Origin of the sequence: Mycolicibacterium sp. ND9-15 (assembly GCF_035918395.1) — a bacterium.
Lineage (GTDB): Bacteria > Actinomycetota > Actinomycetes > Mycobacteriales > Mycobacteriaceae > Mycobacterium.
Window position 1 is genome coordinate 3,347,809 of sequence record NZ_CP142362.1, and the last position, 18,083, is coordinate 3,365,891.

The 18,083-nt window shown below is 65.0% G+C and carries 5 protein-coding genes (1 of these 5 running past the window's edge); 3 read left to right on the forward strand and 2 right to left on the reverse strand.

All coding sequences use genetic code 11. The features are described from left to right. On the forward strand, positions 1–14,367 hold the final stretch of the coding sequence (locus QGN32_RS15955) for a non-ribosomal peptide synthase/polyketide synthase (protein ID WP_326545309.1). The gene continues 17,901 nt to the left of window position 1, outside the view; 14,367 of the gene's 32,268 nt are visible here — the last part of the coding sequence; the start codon falls outside the window, past its left edge; it ends in the stop codon at positions 14,365–14,367. Positions 14,368–14,409: 42 nt separating this feature from the next. On the opposite strand, the gene QGN32_RS15960 is transcribed toward QGN32_RS15955, so the two are convergent. Beyond that, positions 14,410–15,024 (reverse strand): methyltransferase family protein, encoded by a 615-nt coding sequence (locus tag QGN32_RS15960; RefSeq protein WP_326549102.1) that lies wholly within the window; start codon positions 15,022–15,024, stop codon positions 14,410–14,412. Between the two features lie 301 nt (positions 15,025–15,325). On the opposite strand from QGN32_RS15960, the gene QGN32_RS15965 reads away from it, so the two are divergent. Further along, positions 15,326–16,570, forward strand: coding sequence for an IS701 family transposase (locus tag QGN32_RS15965; RefSeq protein WP_442791844.1), 1,245 nt, complete (start codon positions 15,326–15,328; stop codon positions 16,568–16,570). Between the two features lie 21 nt (positions 16,571–16,591). Here QGN32_RS15965 and QGN32_RS15970 read toward each other — a convergent pair. Beyond that, a protein-coding gene (locus QGN32_RS15970; protein ID WP_326545310.1) for an IS5 family transposase occupies positions 16,592–17,489 on the reverse strand; the annotation gives its coding sequence in 2 pieces (ribosomal slippage) (positions 16,592–17,144 and positions 17,143–17,489; 900 coding nt in all). Between the two features lie 280 nt (positions 17,490–17,769). On the opposite strand from QGN32_RS15970, the gene QGN32_RS15975 reads away from it, so the two are divergent. Then, the gene (locus QGN32_RS15975) at positions 17,770–18,039 is read left to right on the forward strand and encodes a hypothetical protein (protein ID WP_326545311.1); all 270 of its coding nucleotides are present in this window, start codon (positions 17,770–17,772) and stop codon (positions 18,037–18,039) included. The last annotated feature ends 44 nt before the right edge of the window (positions 18,040–18,083 follow it).

Below are 18,083 nucleotides of genomic sequence, written 5' to 3' on the forward strand. Positions count from 1 at the left end.
GAGGACCGCCCCGGTGACAAACGTCTGGTCGGCTACCTCACCGGCACCGCAGATCCGGCCGGGATCCGCGCGCAGCTGGCCGAGCGGTTGCCGGCCTATATGGTGCCCGCGGCGGTGGTGGCGCTCGACAGGCTGCCGTTGACGGTCAACGGCAAACTCGACACCCGCGCCCTGCCCGCACCCGAATACGCCGAGGCGGATCGGTATCGCGCCCCGACCGACGCGGTCGAAGAGATCCTGGCCGGTATTTATGCCCAGGTGCTCGGGGTGGACCGGGTCGGGGTCGACGACTCGTTCTTCGACCTCGGCGGGGATTCGTTGTTGGCGATGCGTTTGGTCGCCACCATCAACGCCGGCCTGGATGCCGGCCTGGGGGTGCGCACCTTGTTTGAGGCGCCGACGGTGGCTCGGTTGGCACCGCGTATCGGCGGGGGTTCGGGTGGGCTGGAGCCGTTGGTGGCTGGGCAGCGGCCGGCGGTGGTGCCGTTGTCGTTTGCTCAGCAGCGGTTGTGGTTTGTCGATCAGTTGCAGGGGCCGTCAGCGGTTTACAACTTGGCGGTGGTGTTGCGGCTGGGCGGCAGGCTTGATGCTCCGGCGTTGGGCGCGGCCTTCGGTGATGTCGTGGTGCGCCATGAGTCGCTGCGCACCGTGTTCCCTGACGCGGACGGTGTGCCGTTCCAGCAGGTGGTGCCGGCGGAGCGGGTCGACTTGGGTTGGCAGGTCATCGATGCGACCGCTTGGTCACCGGCCCGGCTGGGTGAGGCCATCGGCACCGCGGCGCGTCACAGTTTTGATCTGGCAGCTGAAATCCCGTTGCGGGCAACGCTTTTCCGTGTTGGCGATGATGAGCATGTGCTGGTGGGTGTGGTGCACCATATCGCTGCTGACGGCTGGTCGATCACCCCGCTGGTGGGTGATTTGGGGGTGGCCTATGCCAGCCGGTGTGCGGGGCGGGCGCCGGGGTGGGCGCCGTTGGCGGTGCAGTATGTGGATTACACGTTGTGGCAGCGCGCGCAGCTGGGTGATCTCGACGATCCCGGCAGTCGTATCGGTGCGCAGTTGGCTTATTGGCAGGATGCGCTGGCCGGGTTGCCGGAGCGGCTGGTGTTGCCCACCGATCGGCCCTATCCGGTGGTGGCCGATCAGCGTGGGGCCACGATGGCAGTGCAGTGGCCGGTTGATGTGCAGTTGCGGGTGCGTGAGGTGGCCCGTGAACATAATGCGACCAGTTTCATGGTGGTTCAGGCCGCTTTGGCGGTGCTGCTGTCTCGGCTGAGCGCCAGCAGTGATGTGGCGGTGGGGTTCCCGATCGCCGGGCGCTCCGACCCGGCGCTGGATGGGTTGGTGGGTTTCTTCGTCAACACCTTGGTGTTGCGGGTGGATCTGGGCGGGGATCCCACGGTTGCAGAGTTGTTGGCTCAGGTGCGCCAGCGTAGCCTGGCCGCCTTCGAGCATCAGGATGTGCCGTTCGAGGTGCTCGTCGAGCGGCTTAACCCCATCCGGTCGCTGGCCCATCACCCGCTGGTGCAGGTGATGTTGGGCTGGCAGAACCTGCCCGGGCAGCCCGGTGGCTCCACGGCCGGGTTGGCGTTGGGTGAGCTTGACGTCACGCCGGTGCCGGTGGACTCGCACACCGCACGCATGGACCTGTCGTTGTCGTTGTCGGAATGTTTCACCGAGGCCGGTGAGCCGGCCGGCATCGGCGGGGCGGTGGAGTTCCGCACCGATGTTTTCGATTTTGGGAGCATTGAGGCGCTGATTGAGCGGTTCCGTCGTGTGTTGGTGGCGATGGTTGCTGATCCGTTGGCGCGGTTGTCGTCGATCGATGTGGTTGATGCAGCTGAGCATGTTCGGCTGGGTGAGTTCGGTAATCGTGTGGTGTTGACCGAACCCGCAAGGCCAGTTTCGATACCCGCGTTGTTCGCTGTGCAGGTGGCGCGTGCCCCGGAGGCGGTGGCGGTCAGGTTCGAGGGTTGTTCGTTGAGTTATGGCGAGCTTGATGAGGCGTCGGACCGGTTGGCGCGGGTGCTTTGTGGCCGGGGTGTGGGCTCGGGTGACTGTGTGGCGTTGTTGTTGGAGCGCTCGGCGCAGGCGGTCGTGGCGATGTTGGCGGTGCTCAAGTCGGGGGCGGCGTATCTGGCGATGGATCCGGCGTTGCCGGACACGCGGGTGAAGTTCATGATCGCTGATGCGGGTCCGGTGGCTGCGGTGAGCACTGCGCAGTTGGCTGCCCGGTTGGATGGGTATGAGTTGGTGGTCGTTGATGTCGACGATCCCGCCGTTGACACCCAACCCAGCGCTGCGCTGCCGGCGCCGGCTGCTGATGATTTGGCGTATCTGATTTACACCTCGGGCACTACTGGTGTGCCTAAGGGGGTGGGTATCTCTCACCGCAATCTGGCTCATTTGGCGCAGTCCTCGCCGCCGCAGCTGCCCGCCGAACAGGTGTGGACGCAGTGTCATTCGTATGCGTTTGACTTTTCGGTGTGGGAGATCTGGGCTGCGCTGTTGGGTGGGGGGCGGTTGGTGGTGGTGCCTGAGGAGGTGGTGGGCTCGCCGCACGATTTCCAGGCGTTGCTGGTTTCTGAACGGGTCAATGTGCTCACGCAGACCCCGTCGGCGGTGGGGGCGCTGTCGCCGCGGGGGTTGGAGTCGGTGGCGTTGTTGCTTGGTGGTGAGGCCGTTTCGGGGGAGGTGGTGGATCGGTGGGCGCCGGGGCGGGTGGTGATCAATGCTTACGGCCCGACCGAGACCACGGTGTATGCCTCGATGAGTGCCCCGCTCGGGGTGGGGTCGGGGGCGGCGCCGATCGGTGCGCCGGTGCCGACTGCGGCGTTGTTTGTCCTTGATGGCTGGTTGCGTGCGGTGCCGATCGGGGTGGTCGGTGAGTTGTATGTGGCCGGTGCGGGGGTCGGGGTCGGGTACCTGGGTCGGTCGGGGTTGACCGGGTCGCGGTTTGTGGCGTGTCCGTTCGGTGGTGCGGGAGCGCCGGGGCAGCGGATGTATCGCACCGGGGATTTGGTGTGCTGGGGTGCTGATGGTCAGCTGGCCTATTTGGGTCGTGCTGATGAGCAGGTCAAGATCCGCGGGTATCGCATCGAGCTCGGTGAGGTGCAGGCCGCGTTGAGTGCGCTGGCTGGGGTGGCGCAGGCGGTGGTGATCGCCCGCGAGGACCGCCCCGGTGACAAACGTCTGGTCGGCTACCTCACCGGCACCGCAGATCCGGCCGGGATCCGCGCGCAGCTGGCCGAGCGGTTGCCGGCCTATATGGTGCCCGCGGCGGTGGTGGCGCTCGACAGGCTGCCGTTGACGGTCAACGGCAAACTCGACACCCGCGCCCTGCCCGCACCCGAATACGCCGAGGCGGATCGGTATCGCGCCCCGACCGACGCGGTCGAAGAGATCCTGGCCGGTATTTATGCCCAGGTGCTCGGGGTGGACCGGGTCGGGGTCGACGACTCGTTCTTCGACCTCGGCGGGGACAGCATCTTGTCGATGCAGGTGGTAGCGCGGGCCCGGGAAGCTGGTTTGCTTTTCCGTCCGCCCGACATCTTCGTCCAGCAGACCGTGGCCCAGCTGGCCCGGGTGGCTCGGCTGGCCGCCGGCGAGGCCAATGTGGTTGACGAAGGTGTCGGGCCGATGGTGGCCACGCCAATCATGCGCTGGCTTCAGAATGTGGACGGCCCGGTCGATCAGTTCAACCAGACGATAGTGGTGCAAGCGCCCGACGGGGTCGGCGAGGCCGACGTGGTGGTCCTGTTGCAGGCGCTGTTGGATCGGCACGCCATGTTGCGGCTGCGTGTCGATGACGACGGCGCCGGGAATTGGTCGTTGACGGTGCCCGAGGTGGGCTCGATCTCCGCCGTTGCGTGCCTGCAGGCGGTGGAGGTGTTGTCCGAGGAGGCGGTGGTAGCGGCGCGGTCGCGGTTGGACCCGGCCGCCGGCGTGATGCTCAGCGCACTGTGGGCTACTTCGATCGGCCAGCTCGTGTTGGTCATCCACCATCTCGCCGTCGATGCGGTGTCTTGGCGGGTGTTGCTCGAGGATCTCAATGTCGCTTCGGTTCAGCATCGCGGTGGGCAGCCTGTGGCGTTGCCGGCGTTTGGGACTTCGTTTGCCCGGTGGGCGTCGCTATTGGCAGAGTATGCGCACCACCCACATGTGGTGGAGCAGGCCGACGTGTGGCGGCGGGTGGCGGCGACCCCCGCCCAGTTGCCGGGCGTGCAACCCGCGACGGATACCTATGCCAGCGCTGGGCAGCAGTCGGTGACGCTGGATGCCCAGACCACCCGAACGCTGTTGGGTGAGGTGCCGGCGGCGTTTCATGCCGGGGTGCACGACGTTTTGTTGATCGCGTTCGCCTTGGCGTGGGCCGAGTTTTTGGGCACCGGTGGGGCGCCGGTCGGGATTGATGTGGAGGGTCACGGGCGCCATGAGGAGTTGGCTCCCGATGTGGACCTGTCGCGCACGGTGGGGTGGTTCACGACCAAGTACCCGGTGGCGTTGAGCGTTGGTGGGCTTGACTGGGCGCAGGTGCTCGCCGGTGAGGCGGCGCTGGGGGCGGTGATCAAAGAGGCTAAAGAACAGTTGCGCGCGCTGCCTGATGGCCTGACGTACGGGTTGCTGCGCTACCTGAATTCCGAGGTTGACCTGGACGCGCCCGACCCGCCCATCGGATTCAACTATTTGGGACGTCTGGGCGCTGCGGCAGCCGAGCCCTCCGAGGATTTGTGGCGGATCAGCCCCAAGGGGTTGTCATTGACCGGTGCGGTCGCGGCTATTCCCATGCCGCTGGCGCATACCGTCGAGTTGAACGCCGGCACAGTGGAGACAGACAGCGGCCCGCAGTTGCACGCCAACTGGTCGTGGGCGCCCTCGGCGGTCGGTGAGGAGCAAATAAGACGGTTGAGCCGGTTGTGGTTTGAGGCCCTGGCCGGCATCTGCGCGCACGTCCATCGGGGTGGGGGTGGGTTGACGCCCTCCGATATCGCGCTTGTCGAGCTTGGTCAGCAGCAGATCGACGAGCTTGAGCGGCATATGCGAGTCGCTGATGTGTTGCCGTTGACGCCCTTGCAGCGGGGGCTGCTCTTTCACGCCAGCACCGGTCAAGGCAACGGCGACGAGGTTTATGCGGTGCAGCTGAGAATCACTGTGACCGGTGCGCTTGACCCACAGCGCCTGCGCGACGCCGTGCACAGGGTGGTTAGCCGGCATCCGAACCTGACGGCCCGATTCTCTACGCAGTTCGGCGAGCCGGTGCAGATCATCCCGGCTGACCCCGATGCGCCCTGGCGGTATGTCGAGCTAGACACCGGTGCCGCCGACGTCGATGTCGACGAGCAGGTTCACCACCTCTGCGCCACCGAACGCGCCGCGGTGTGCGACCTCGACCATGAGACGGCCTTCCGAGTCGCTTTGATCCGCATCGGAGAAGATCGGCACCGGTTTGTGCTGACCAATCACCACATCGTGCTTGATGGCTGGTCGCTGCCGATCCTGTTGCGGGAGATATTCGCCTGCTATCACGGGCAGCGGCTAGCGGCGGCCGTACCGTACCGCACCCTTCTTAGCTGGCTGGCGGATCGAGACCTCGCTGATGCCCACGCGGCGTGGCAGGAGGTGTTGGCCGGTTTCGAAACCCCGACATTGGTGGGTCCACCAACTCGGTTAGAACGAGGGCTGCGAAGCGTTGCATCGTTTTGCGTGCCCGAGCGTACTACGCACGCTATCGGCGAGTTGGCGCGCTCGAGACACACCACCGTCAGCACCGTCCTGCAGGGTGCCTTCGCGCAGCTGCTCATGTGGCTGACCGGACACAATGATGTCGCCTTTGGCGTCGCGGTCTCGGGTAGGCCAGCCGAGGTGGTCGGTGCGGAATCGATGGTGGGCCTGTTGATCAACACGGTCCCGGTGCGGGCGTGTACCACAACGTCAACCACGACTGCCGACCTGCTCGATCAGCTGCAGACCGCCTACACCCGCACCCTTGAGCACCAGCACCTGGCGCTCAGCGACATTCACCGCGTCACAGGTCATGATTACCTGTTCGACACCCTTTTCGTCTTCGAGAACTACCCGATCGACAGCGCCGCTTTGTCCGGCGCCGACGGGCTGGCCATCAGCGAGATCAGCGCGAGCGAACACAACCACTACCCACTTTCGGTGGTGGCCCGACCTGGCCGCGAACTGGCCCTTCGCGTCGAATTCGACACTGATGTGTTTGATGTGGCCAGTGTTGAGATGTTGGTCGAGCGGTTGGAGCGGGTGTTGGTGGCGATGACCGCTGATCCGGCGCGGCGGTTGTCATCGATTGATGTGCTCGATGCCGGTGAGCGGGTCCGGTTGGATGAGATCGGTAATCGGGCGGTGTTGAGTGAGCCGGCGCCGGCGTCGGTGTCGATTCCGGTGGTGTTCGCTGCGCAGGTGACTCGTGCTCCGGAGGCGGTGGCGCTGACGTTCCTGGGTCGTTCTGTGACGTATCGCGAGCTCGATGAGTGGGCGAATCGGTTGGCGCATCTGTTGGTTGCTCGTGGTGCGGGCCCGGGTGAGTGTGTGGCGCTGCTGTTTCCGCGGTCGGTCGAGGCGGTGGTGTCGATCTTGGCGGTGCTCAAGACCGGGGCGGCCTATCTGCCGATCGATCCGGGTCATCCTGAGGCGCGGATCGGGTTCATGCTCGCTGATGCCGCGCCGGTGGCTGCGTTGAGCACGGTCGGGTTGGCTGATCGGTTGCATGGCCATGATGTGGTGGTCATCGATGTCGACGATCCCATCGTCGACTCTCAGCCTTGCACGGCGCTGCCGGCGCCGAGCGCTGAGGACATCGCGTACATCATCTACACCTCGGGTACCACTGGTGTCCCGAAAGGTGTTGCGATCACTCATCACAATGTGACGCGGTTGTTGGAGTCGGTGTATGCGGATCTGCCGGCGGCGGCGGTCTGGTCGCAGTGGCATTCCTATGCCTTTGACGTTTCGGTGTGTGAGATCTGGGGTGCGCTGCTCAGTGGTGGGCGGTTGGTGGTGGTGCCAGATGCGGTGTTGCGTTCGCCGGAGGACTTCCACGCCCTGCTGGTCAGCGAACAGGTTGGTGTGTTGAGCCAGACGCCGTCGGCGTTTTATACGCTGCAAACCGCTGATGCGCTGGCATCTGAGTTGGGGCAGCAGCTCAAGCTCGAGGCTGTGATCTTCGCCGGGGAAGCGCTGGACCCCCAGCGTCTGGGGACGTGGCTGGCCAATCATCCGGGGTTGCCACGGCTGGTCAACATGTATGGCACTACCGAGACGACGGTGCATGCGTCGTTCCGGGAGATCGGCGATGGTGATGCCGGTAGGAATTCCAGCCCGATCGGGGTGCCGTTGGCCCATCTGGGTTTCTTCGTGCTCGATGGGTGGTTGCGTGCGGTGCCTGCCGGTGTGGTGGGGGAGTTGTATGTGGCCGGCGCTGGGTTGGGGGTTGGGTATCTGCGCCGGTCGGGGTTGAGTGCGTCGAGGTTTGTGGCGTGCCCGTTCGGTGGGGCCGGGACGCGGATGTATCGCACCGGGGATTTGGTGTGTTGGGGTGCTGATGGTCAGCTGCGGTATTTGGGTCGCGGCGATGAGCAGGTCAAGATTCGCGGGTATCGCATCGAGCTCGGTGAAGTCCAGGCCGCCTTGAGTGCGCTGGCTGGGGTGGAGCAGGCGGCGGTGATCGCCCGTGAGGACCGCCCCGGTGACAAGCGCCTGGTCGGCTACATCACCGGCACGGCGGACCCGGCCCGGATGCGCGCGCAGCTGGCTGAGCGGTTGCCGGGCTATATGGTGCCCGCGGCGGTGGTGGCGCTCGACAGGTTGCCGTTGACGGTCAACGGCAAACTCGACACCCGCGCGCTACCCGCACCCGAGTACGCCGAGGCTGATCAGTATCGGGCTCCGACTGATCTCACTGAGGAGATCTTGGCTGGCATCTACGCCCAGATACTCGGTGTCGAGCGGGTCGGGGTCGACGACTCCTTCTTCGAACTGGGCGGGGATTCGCTGTCGGCGATGCGCCTGATCGCTGCAGTCAATACCGGCCTGAATGCACACCTTTCGGTGGGCACCGTATTTGAGACGCCTACGGTGGCTCAGTTGGCTCCGCGTATCGGTGGTGAGACGGGCTGGCTCGCGCCGGTGGTGGCGGTGGAGCGACCGGCGGTGGTGCCGTTGTCGTTTGCCCAGAACCGGTTGTGGTTCATCGACCAGCTGCAGGGACCCTCGCCGGTTTACAACTTGACGGCGGTGTTGCGGTTGAACGGGCGCCTCGATGTCGAGGCGTTGGGTCTGGCGATGGGCGATTTGGTGGACCGCCATGAGACCCTGCGCACGCTGTTCCCGGCGGAAGACGGCATCCCCCAGCAGCTGGTGGTTCCCTTCGAGCGGGTCAGGTTCGGCTGGGAGCTAGTCGACGCCACCGGATGGGCGGCGGCCCAGCTTCACGACGGCGCCAGCGCGAGGGTGTGTGAACCTTTCGACTTGGCGAACGAGATCCCTTTGCGGGCAACGCTTTTCCGGGTGCGCGACGAGGAGCATGTGCTGGCGATTGTGGTGCATCACATCGCCGCTGATGGTTGGTCGATCGCACCGCTGACGCAGGACCTGGGGGTGGCTTATGCCGCTCGGTGTGCCGGGCAGGCTCCTGCTTGGGAGCCGCTGCCGGTGCAGTATGTGGATTACACGTTGTGGCAGCGCGGACAGCTGGGCGATCTCGATGACGCCGACAGCCGCATCGCCGCTCAGCTGACTTACTGGGAGCAGGCCCTGAGTGGTATGCCCGAGCGGCTGCAGCTGCCCGCTGATCGGCCCTACCCTGCAGTGGCCGACCACCGCGGCGCGCGGGTAGCGGTGGACTGGCCGACTGACCTGCGACAGCGGGTTGCCCAGATGGCTCGTGAACACAACTCGACCACCTTCATGGTGATGCAGGCCGCCCTGGCGGTGTTGTTGTCCAAACTGAGTGCCACCGCTGATGTGGCGGTCGGGTTTCCGATCGCCGGACGCCGTGATAGCGCACTTGATGACTTGGTGGGTTTCTTCGTCAACACCTTGGTCTTGCGGGTCGACTTGGCTGGGGATCCCAGTGTCGCTGAGTTGTTGGGTCAGGTGCGTGCGCGCAGTCTGGCCGCCTATGAGCATCAGGATGTGCCGTTTGAGTTATTAGTGGAGCGGATCGCCCCCACCCGAAGCCTGACCCATCACCCGCTGGTTCAAGTGATGTTGGCGTGGCAGAACAACGACCCCGCTGCCGCGCTGAGTTTGGCCGATCTGCAAGTCACGCCACTGGCGTCCGACACCCGCACCGCCCGCATGGATTTGACGTTTTCGTTTGGCGAACGTTGGAGCCCGGCCGGCGAGGCCACCGGGATCGGTGGGGAGGTGGAATTCCGCACTGATGTGTTTGATGTGGCCAGTGTTGAGATGTTGGTCGAGCGGTTGGAGCGGGTGTTGGTGGCGATGACCGCTGATCCGGCGCGGCGGTTGTCATCGATTGATGTGCTCGATGCCGGTGAGCGGGTCCGGTTGGATGAGATCGGTAATCGGGCGGTGTTGAGTGAGCCGGCGCCGGCGTCGGTGTCGATTCCGGTGGTGTTCGCTGCGCAGGTGACTCGTGCTCCGGAGGCGGTGGCGCTGACGTTCCTGGGTCGTTCTGTGACGTATCGCGAGCTCGATGAGTGGGCGAATCGGTTGGCGCATCTGTTGGTTGCTCGTGGTGCGGGCCCGGGTGAGTGTGTGGCGCTGCTGTTTCCGCGGTCGGTCGAGGCGGTGGTGTCGATCTTGGCGGTGCTCAAGACCGGGGCGGCCTATCTGCCGATCGATCCGGGTCATCCCGAGGCGCGGATCGGGTTCATGCTCGCTGATGCCGCGCCGGTGGCTGCGTTGAGCACGGTCGGGTTGGCTGATCGGTTGCATGGCCATGATGTGGTGGTCATCGATGTCGACGATCCCATCGTCGACTCTCAGCCTTGCACGGCGCTGCCGGCGCCGAGCGCTGAGGACATCGCGTACATCATCTACACCTCGGGTACCACTGGTGTCCCGAAAGGTGTTGCGATCACTCATCACAATGTGACGCGGTTGTTGGAGTCGGTGTATGCGGATCTGCCGGCGGCGGCGGTCTGGTCGCAGTGGCATTCCTATGCCTTTGACGTTTCGGTGTGTGAGATCTGGGGTGCGCTGCTCAGTGGTGGGCGGTTGGTGGTGGTGCCAGATGCGGTGTTGCGTTCGCCGGAGGACTTCCACGCCCTGCTGGTCAGCGAACAGGTTGGTGTGTTGAGCCAGACGCCGTCGGCGTTTTATACGCTGCAAACCGCTGATGCGCTGGCATCTGAGTTGGGGCAGCAGCTCAAGCTCGAGGCTGTGATCTTCGCCGGGGAAGCGCTGGACCCCCAGCGTCTGGGGACGTGGCTGGCCAATCATCCGGGGTTGCCACGGCTGGTCAACATGTATGGCACTACCGAGACGACGGTGCATGCGTCGTTCCGGGAGATCGGCGATGGTGATGCCGGTAGGAATTCCAGCCCGATCGGGGTGCCGTTGGCCCATCTGGGTTTCTTCGTGCTCGATGGGTGGTTGCGTGCGGTGCCTGCCGGTGTGGTGGGGGAGTTGTATGTGGCCGGCGCTGGGTTGGGGGTTGGGTATCTGCGCCGGTCGGGGTTGAGTGCGTCGAGGTTTGTGGCGTGCCCGTTCGGTGGGGCCGGGACGCGGATGTATCGCACCGGGGATTTGGTGTGTTGGGGTGCTGATGGTCAGCTGCGGTATTTGGGTCGCGGCGATGAGCAGGTCAAGATTCGCGGGTATCGCATCGAGCTCGGTGAAGTCCAGGCCGCCTTGAGTGCGCTGGCTGGGGTGGAGCAGGCGGCGGTGATCGCCCGTGAGGACCGCCCCGGTGACAAGCGCCTGGTCGGCTACATCACCGGCACGGCGGACCCGGCCCGGATGCGCGCGCAGCTGGCTGAGCGGTTGCCGGGCTATATGGTGCCCGCGGCGGTGGTGGCGCTCGACAGGTTGCCGTTGACGGTCAACGGCAAACTCGACACCCGCGCGCTACCCGCACCCGAATACCAGGATGTCGATCGGTATCGTGCCCCGGCCAGCGAGGTCGAGAAGATCCTGGCCGGTATTTATGCCCAGGTGCTGGGGTTGGAGCGGGTCGGTGTCGACAACTCGTTCTTCGAACTGGGCGGCGACAGCATCTTGGCCATACAGGTGGCGGCGCGGGCGTTGCTCGCTGGTGTGACATGTCGACCGCGGGACATCTTCGTCGAGCAGACTGTGGCGCGGCTGGCTCGGGTAGTCGGGGTGGCCGGCGGAGGCGGCCCCGTCGATGAAGGGGCCGCCGAGGTGCTGGCCACTCCTATCATGCGCTGGCTACACGCAGTGGATGGCCCGGTGGATCAGTTCAACCAGGCGGTGGTGGTGCAGGCTCCGGCTGGGGTGACCGAGGCCGATGTGGTGGTTTTGTTGCAGGCGCTGTTGGATCGGCACGCGATGTTGCGGCTGCGTGTCGATGTTGACGGTGCGGGGAATTGGTCGTTGACGGTGCCCGAGGTCGGTTCGGTGCTGGCGCGTGAGTGTGTGCAGTCGGTGGAGGTGTTGTCTGAGGAGGCGCTGGTGGCGGCGCGGTCGCGGTTGAGTCCGGCTGCTGGGGTGATGCTCAGTGCGGTGTGGGTGACTTCGACCGGCCGGCTGGCGTTGATCATTCACCATCTCGCCGTGGACGGGGTGTCGTGGCGGGTCTTGCTGGATGACCTCAATATGGCGTGGGTTCAGCATCGCGGCGGGCAGCCGGTGGTCTTATCGACGGCGGGGACGTCGTTTGCTCGGTGGGCGTCGCTGTTGGCTGAGTATGCGCAGCATCCCGAGGTGGTGGCCCAGGCCGGGGTGTGGCGGCAGGTGGCGGCGGCCCCGGCGGTGTTGGCGGCGGTGCAACCGGCGGTGGATACGTTTGAGGTTGCCGGGCATTTGTCGGTGCAGTTGGATGCCGAGAGCACCCGGATGCTGTTGGGTGAGGTGCCGGCGGCGTTTCATGCCGGGGTGCATGACATTTTGTTGATCGCGTTCGCCTTGGCATGCGCGGAGTTCTCGGGTGTGGGTGGGGCGCCGGTCGGTATTGATGTGGAGGGCCACGGGCGCCACGAGGAGTTGGCTCCCGATGTGGACTTGACGCGCACGGTGGGGTGGTTCACGACCAAGTATCCGGTGGCGTTGAGCGTTGGTGGGCTGGACTGGGCGCAGGTGCTTGCCGGTGAGGCGGCGCTGGGGGCGGTGATCAAAGAGGCTAAAGAACAGCTGCGCGCGCTGCCGGATGGCCTGACGTACGGGTTGCTGCGCTATTTGAACCCCGAGGTCGACCTGGACGCGGTCGACCCGCCCATCGGATTCAACTATCTGGGACGGATAGGCGGCTCAGGCGCTATCACCTCTGATGATCTGTGGCAGATCAGCCCGGATGCATTGGCGGTCACCGCGGCCACCAATGCGGTGCCCATGCCGTTGGGGCATAGCGTGGAGCTCAATGCCGGCACCGTGGACGGTGAGGCCGGTCCGTATCTGCATGCGAACTGGATGTGGGCGCCGTCGGTTGTTGATCGTGGGCAGGTCAGTCGGCTGAGCCGGTTGTGGTTTGAGGCCCTGGCCGGTATCTGCGCGCTGGTGCGCGGTGGTGGGGGCGGGTTGACCCCGTCCGATATTGTCCCTGCCCGGTTGAGTCAGCAGCGCATCGATGAGCTGGAGCGGCTGTATCGGGTTGCTGATGTGTTGCCGTTGACCCCGTTGCAGCAGGGGCTGTTGTTTCATGCCAGCGCTGCGCAGGGATCTGGTGACGATGTGTATGCGGTGCAGCTGGATATCAGTGTGGCCGGGCGCCTCGATGAGCGCCGGTTGGGTGAGGCGGTGGCCACCGTGGTGGGCCGGCATCCCAATCTGGTGGCCCGTTTTTGGGCTCAGTTCGATGAGCCGGTGCAGGTCATTCCCGTTGATGCGGTGCCGCAGTGGTGCTATGTCGAACTGGACGCTGAGCGCGATGTCGATGAGCAGGTCGCGCAGCTGTGTGCGCGCGAGCGCGCCGCCGTGGGTGATCTGGCCGAGCAGCCGGCGTTTCGGGTGGTGTTGATCCGCACCGCGCCAGATCGGCACCGGTTGGTGCTGACCAATCACCACATCGTGATGGACGGCTGGTCGAAGTCGATCCTGCTGCAGGAGATTTTCGCCTGCTATCACGGGCATCGGCTGCCTGCGGCGGTGTCCTATCGCAGGTTTGTGAGCTGGCTGGCCCATCGGGATGGTGATGCGGCTCAAGCGGTTTGGGGTGAGGTGCTTGCTGGCTTTGACACCCCTACTTTGGTGGCGGCGCCGGATCGGTTGAGTCTGGGGCCGCGCGCGATGACATCGTTTCGGGTCTCTGAGCAGATCACGCGGGCGCTCGGCGAGTTGGCGCGGTTGCAGCACACCACGGTCAGTACCGTGCTGCAGGGCGCGTGGGCGCAGCTGCTGATGTGGCTGACCGGTCAGCACGATGTCGCCTTCGGTGCGGTGGTCTCGGGGCGGCCCGCCGAGATTGTCGGTGCGGACTCGATGGTGGGGCTGTTGATCAACACGGTTCCGGTGCGGGCGCGCAGCACCGCGGCCACCACCGTCGCCGAACTACTCACCCAACTGCAAAACCTCCACAACCACACCCTGGATCATCAACACCTGGCCCTCACCGAGATCCACCGCGTGACAGGTCTTGACCAACTGTTCGACACCGTTTTCGTGTACGAGAACTACCCGGTCGACACCACCGCATTGTCCGGCCTCGACGGGCTGACCATCACCGAGGCCACCGACCGCGACTACTACCACTACCCGCTTACGATCCAAGCCGTGCCGGGCCATGAGTTGGACCTACGCGTCCAATTCCGCACGGATGTGTTCGACGTGGCAGGCATCGAAGCGCTGATCGAGCGGTTCGAGCGGGTGTTGGCGGCCATGACCGCCGACCCGTCCCAGCGGTTGTCGTCGATGGACGTGCTGGATACAGGGGAGCACTCCCGGCTCGACGGTTGGGGCAATCGCGCGGTGCTGACCCGGCCGACACCGGCAGCCGAATACCCCGACAGCGGTGGTGGGAATCGGCCCCCGGCAACGCTGGTCGAGCAGATCCTGGTCGGCATCTACGCCGAGGTACTGGGGGTAGACGGCGTCGGCGTCGATGACTCGCTCTTCGACCTGGGCGGGGATTCGCTTTCCGCCATGCGTGTGATCGTTGCAATCAACACCACTTTCGGTATCCAGCTCGCGGTGACCACCTTGGTCGATGCGCCGTCCGTTAAGGGCTTGAGCCAGCATGTGAGCCCGGCCGGCGATGTGTAAACACCAGGCCGACAACATCAAACCGAGCGAATGGCTCAGCTGTCACCACACTCCGGGCACCAAGCGATAGCGAACTTTTCGCGTGTACTCGCGGTATCCGTCCAACTCCTCGTGGAGCATCTTCTCCTCATCGCGGATGCGGAGGCCGAGCACGAACACACCAGGTACGACGAGGACGAGCCCCCAGTAGGAACCGAGCGCAAGGGGGATACCGGCCATCGTGATCACGTTGCCGGTGTACATGGGGTGGCGCACCAGCCCATACAGACCGCTGGAGGCGAGCTCTTGGCCTGCCTCGACACGAACGGTTGCCGCCGCATAGCTGTTTTGAATGACCACCAGACCAACCACAACGAGTCCACCGGCTACCAAAACATCACCAATCAAGCTGACTGCCGCAGGTACCGACGACCAGGCGAGGCGATGGTCGAAGACGCTGACCAAGAACATTGCTGCCAGCGTCAAGTACCAGCCGGCAATTAGAACCTTCTGCGCCTTTCGGGTCTCCGCTGTCGGCCCAGAACGCATCCGCCGTCGAAGCGCAGCGGGATGGGAGCGCAGTAAGTAGCCGGTGAACATCGATGTCATCAGGACTATCACTGCCAGAAAAAGCCATGCTTGCCAGTAGTTGACCGTGCCTGCTGCCAGGAACAGCATCAAGCCGAGCGCGGCAGGCTGAAAAAGACCCAATACCACCGCTTTAGGTTTGGAAACCACGAAACCTCCTTAACGTCCGCCTGCCGCCACGCGCGCAGTGCACATGTCGTGCCAAAAGGCAACTACTCCCAGGGCTAGTACTGCAGCCGTAGATCGGGTGTGGTGGGATTCGGCGTGTCTGCCCAGGTCAAGGCGGTGACCGCGGCATTGTTCAGAGTTTGTGAAGACAACAGAAAATGCCGCGGCCGCCGCGGTTCATAGCGTAGACCCTGACCGACGGCAGGCCGAGTTCTCGGCGGTGTTGGACCGCATCGCGCCGCGTTTTGCCCGCTACGCGCCGCTGCGGCATGCCGGCGCGTTGATGGCCGGACTGGTGTCGGGTCTGGATCGCAAGAATTGCTGGACGATCGCCGAGCACCGCGGCGCGGCCACGCCCGATGGTCTGCAGCATCTGCTGGCACGCGCCAGCTGGGACGCCGATGACGTTCGCGACGATCTGCGCGACTACGTCATCGACGCCTTCGGAAATCACGAGGCGATCCTGGTCGTCGATGAAACCGGGGATGTCAAGAAGGGCACCCGCTCGGTCGGTGTGCAGCGCCAATACTCTGGTACCGCGGGCCGCATCGAGAACTCCCAAGTGGCGGTGTATCTGACCTACGCCGCACCCCGCGGACACGCTCTGATTGACCGGGCCCTGTATTTGCCCAAGTCCTGGACCGAGGATCCTGACCGCTGCACCGATGCGGGGATTCCCCACGAGCACAGGGGTTTTTCGACTAAGCCGGGGCTGGCCCGGGCGCTGATCGCTCGCGCTGTCGAGGCGAAGATTCCCGCGGGGTGGGTGGCCGGCGATGAAGTCTACGGCGCTGACCCGCGCCTGCGGGCCGACGTGCGCACGCACGGCCTGGGCTACGTGCTGGCGATCGCGGCCAACCGCCGGGTGCCCACTCACGCCGGTCCGATACGCGTCGATGCGCTGCCGGCGTTGATCCCGGCTCACGCTTGGCAGCGCCATTCCGCCGGCGCCGGGGCACACGGCCCCCGGCTGTACTCCTGGGCGTGGTTTCGGCTGCTACCTGAAGACGACACCGACAACGGTGTGCACCATTTGCTGATCCGCCGCAACGATACGACCGGCGAGCACGCCTACCTACGCTGCTACAGCCCGCGGCCGGTCCCGCTGCGCACCCTGGTTGCCGTGGCCGGACAACGCTGGCGCATCGAGGAATCCTTCCAAGCTGCCAAAGGTCTTGTCGGCCTCGACCAGCATCAGGTCCGGCGCTGGACTTCCTGGTATCGCTGGACCACCTTGGCCATGCTCGCGCATGCCTTCTTGGCCGTGGCCTGCGCCATCGAACGCGACACTCAACCCGCCCCGACAGGCCTGATCGCCTTGACAGTCAACGAGTTTCGTCGACTATTCGACGCCCTGCTGCTCGTCACCAACCAGACCCTCACCAGCCTGCTGGCCTGGTCACGATGGCGAAGACGCCACCAGTACCGAGCACGGATATCGCACTACCGACGACGCCTAAATCAATGATCCCGATCTACGGCTGCAGTACTAGGGCGTGTCTGATAAATGGGGTAGCCAGAGGGTGATGGCGCGTAGGACTGCTGCGCCGCGGTAGACGATGGCGAGTTTGTCGTAGCGGGTGGCCAATCCGCGCCATTGCTTAACGACGTTGAAGTTGCGTTCAACGACGTTGCGGCCCTTGTAATCCTCGGCGTCGAAAGCCGGTGGTCGTCCGCCGCGCGATCCTCGCCGCTTGCGGTGGGCGATCTGATCCGACGGTTCGGGAATCACTGCGCCGATCCCGCGCCGGCGGAGTCGAGTGCGGGTCACGCGGCTGGAATAGGCCCGATCCCCGCGGACGCGATCGGGACGAGTACGCGCTCGGCCACCGCGGCGGCGGTCCACTTTCAAGTGCGCGAGCAAATGCTCGAACATCGGCCCGTCGTGGGCTTGGCCAGGGCCCACAAGCACCACCATGGGTCGTCCTCGGCCGTCGACGAGGTGATGGATCTTGCTGGTCAGCCCGCCGCGTGAGCGACCGATACCGTGGTCAGGCGGCTCGACGCCCGGATTCGTGTAATTCGACCCAGCCCCCTGTGTGGCGGGTGACGTTCGTGGCGTGCTGATGGGCGCGCGCAATCGTGGAATCCACGGCCACCGCCCAATCGATGATCCCGGCCTCCTCGGCGGCGGCTAGCAACCGCGCCAACACGCTGTCCCAGGTGCCATCGGCACTCATCCGTCGATGCCAGGTCCAGATCGACTGCCACGGCCCAAACGCCTCGGGAACATCACGCCAGGCGATTCCACACCGATACCGATAGATGATCCCCTCCACCATCGAGCGGGCATTCTGGAAAGGCCTGCCCCGCTTGCCCGTCCGCACTGGCAACAGATCCTCGATCAACGCCCACTGGGCATCGGACAACAACTCGAATCGCGACATCCCTCAAGCTTCAGGCACGGCACCCAAAACCTTTGTCAGACACGCCCTAGTACAGCAGTCGTGGATCGGGTTGGCGGGCTTGGCGTGTCTGGCTGGTCGGGGCGGTAGTCACGGCAATTGTTCGGAGTTTGTGAAGACAATCGAGTGTGCCGCGGCCGCCGCGGTTCGCAGCGTAGACCCTGATCGATGGCGGACTGAGATCGCCGCATTGTTGGATCGCATCGCGCCGCGATTTGCCAGCTACTAGCCGTTTGCGCCATGCCGGGAGTTGATGGCCGGCATGGCCTCAGCCTTGGATCGCAAGCGTTGCTGGACCATCGCCGAGCACCGCGGTGAGGATACCCTGGGCGGATCGCAGCACCTGGTGGCGCGGGCCAGTTGGGACGTCGATGACCTCCGCGACGATTTGGTCGATGACGTCGTCGACGCGTCCCGCGACCCTGCGAAATTCTGGTCGTCGACGAGACCGGCGAGATCAAGGAGGTGCCCACAGCGTCGCACGCAACGCCAGTTGAGCGGCGCCGCGGGCCGGATCGAGAACTCGCCGTGACGGTGTATCTGACCTACGCCGCATGGCGTTGGCCGCGCGCTGAT

What these genes read in the sequence shown, in the direction of transcription:
- QGN32_RS15960 (WP_326549102.1), bottom strand. Translation starts at nt 15,024, where the DNA reads ATGCTGTTCCTGGCAGCAGGCACGGTCAACTACTGGCAAGCATGGCTT.
- QGN32_RS15975 (WP_326545311.1), top strand. Translation starts at nt 17,770, where the DNA reads ATGGCCTCAGCCTTGGATCGCAAGCGTTGCTGGACCATCGCCGAGCAC.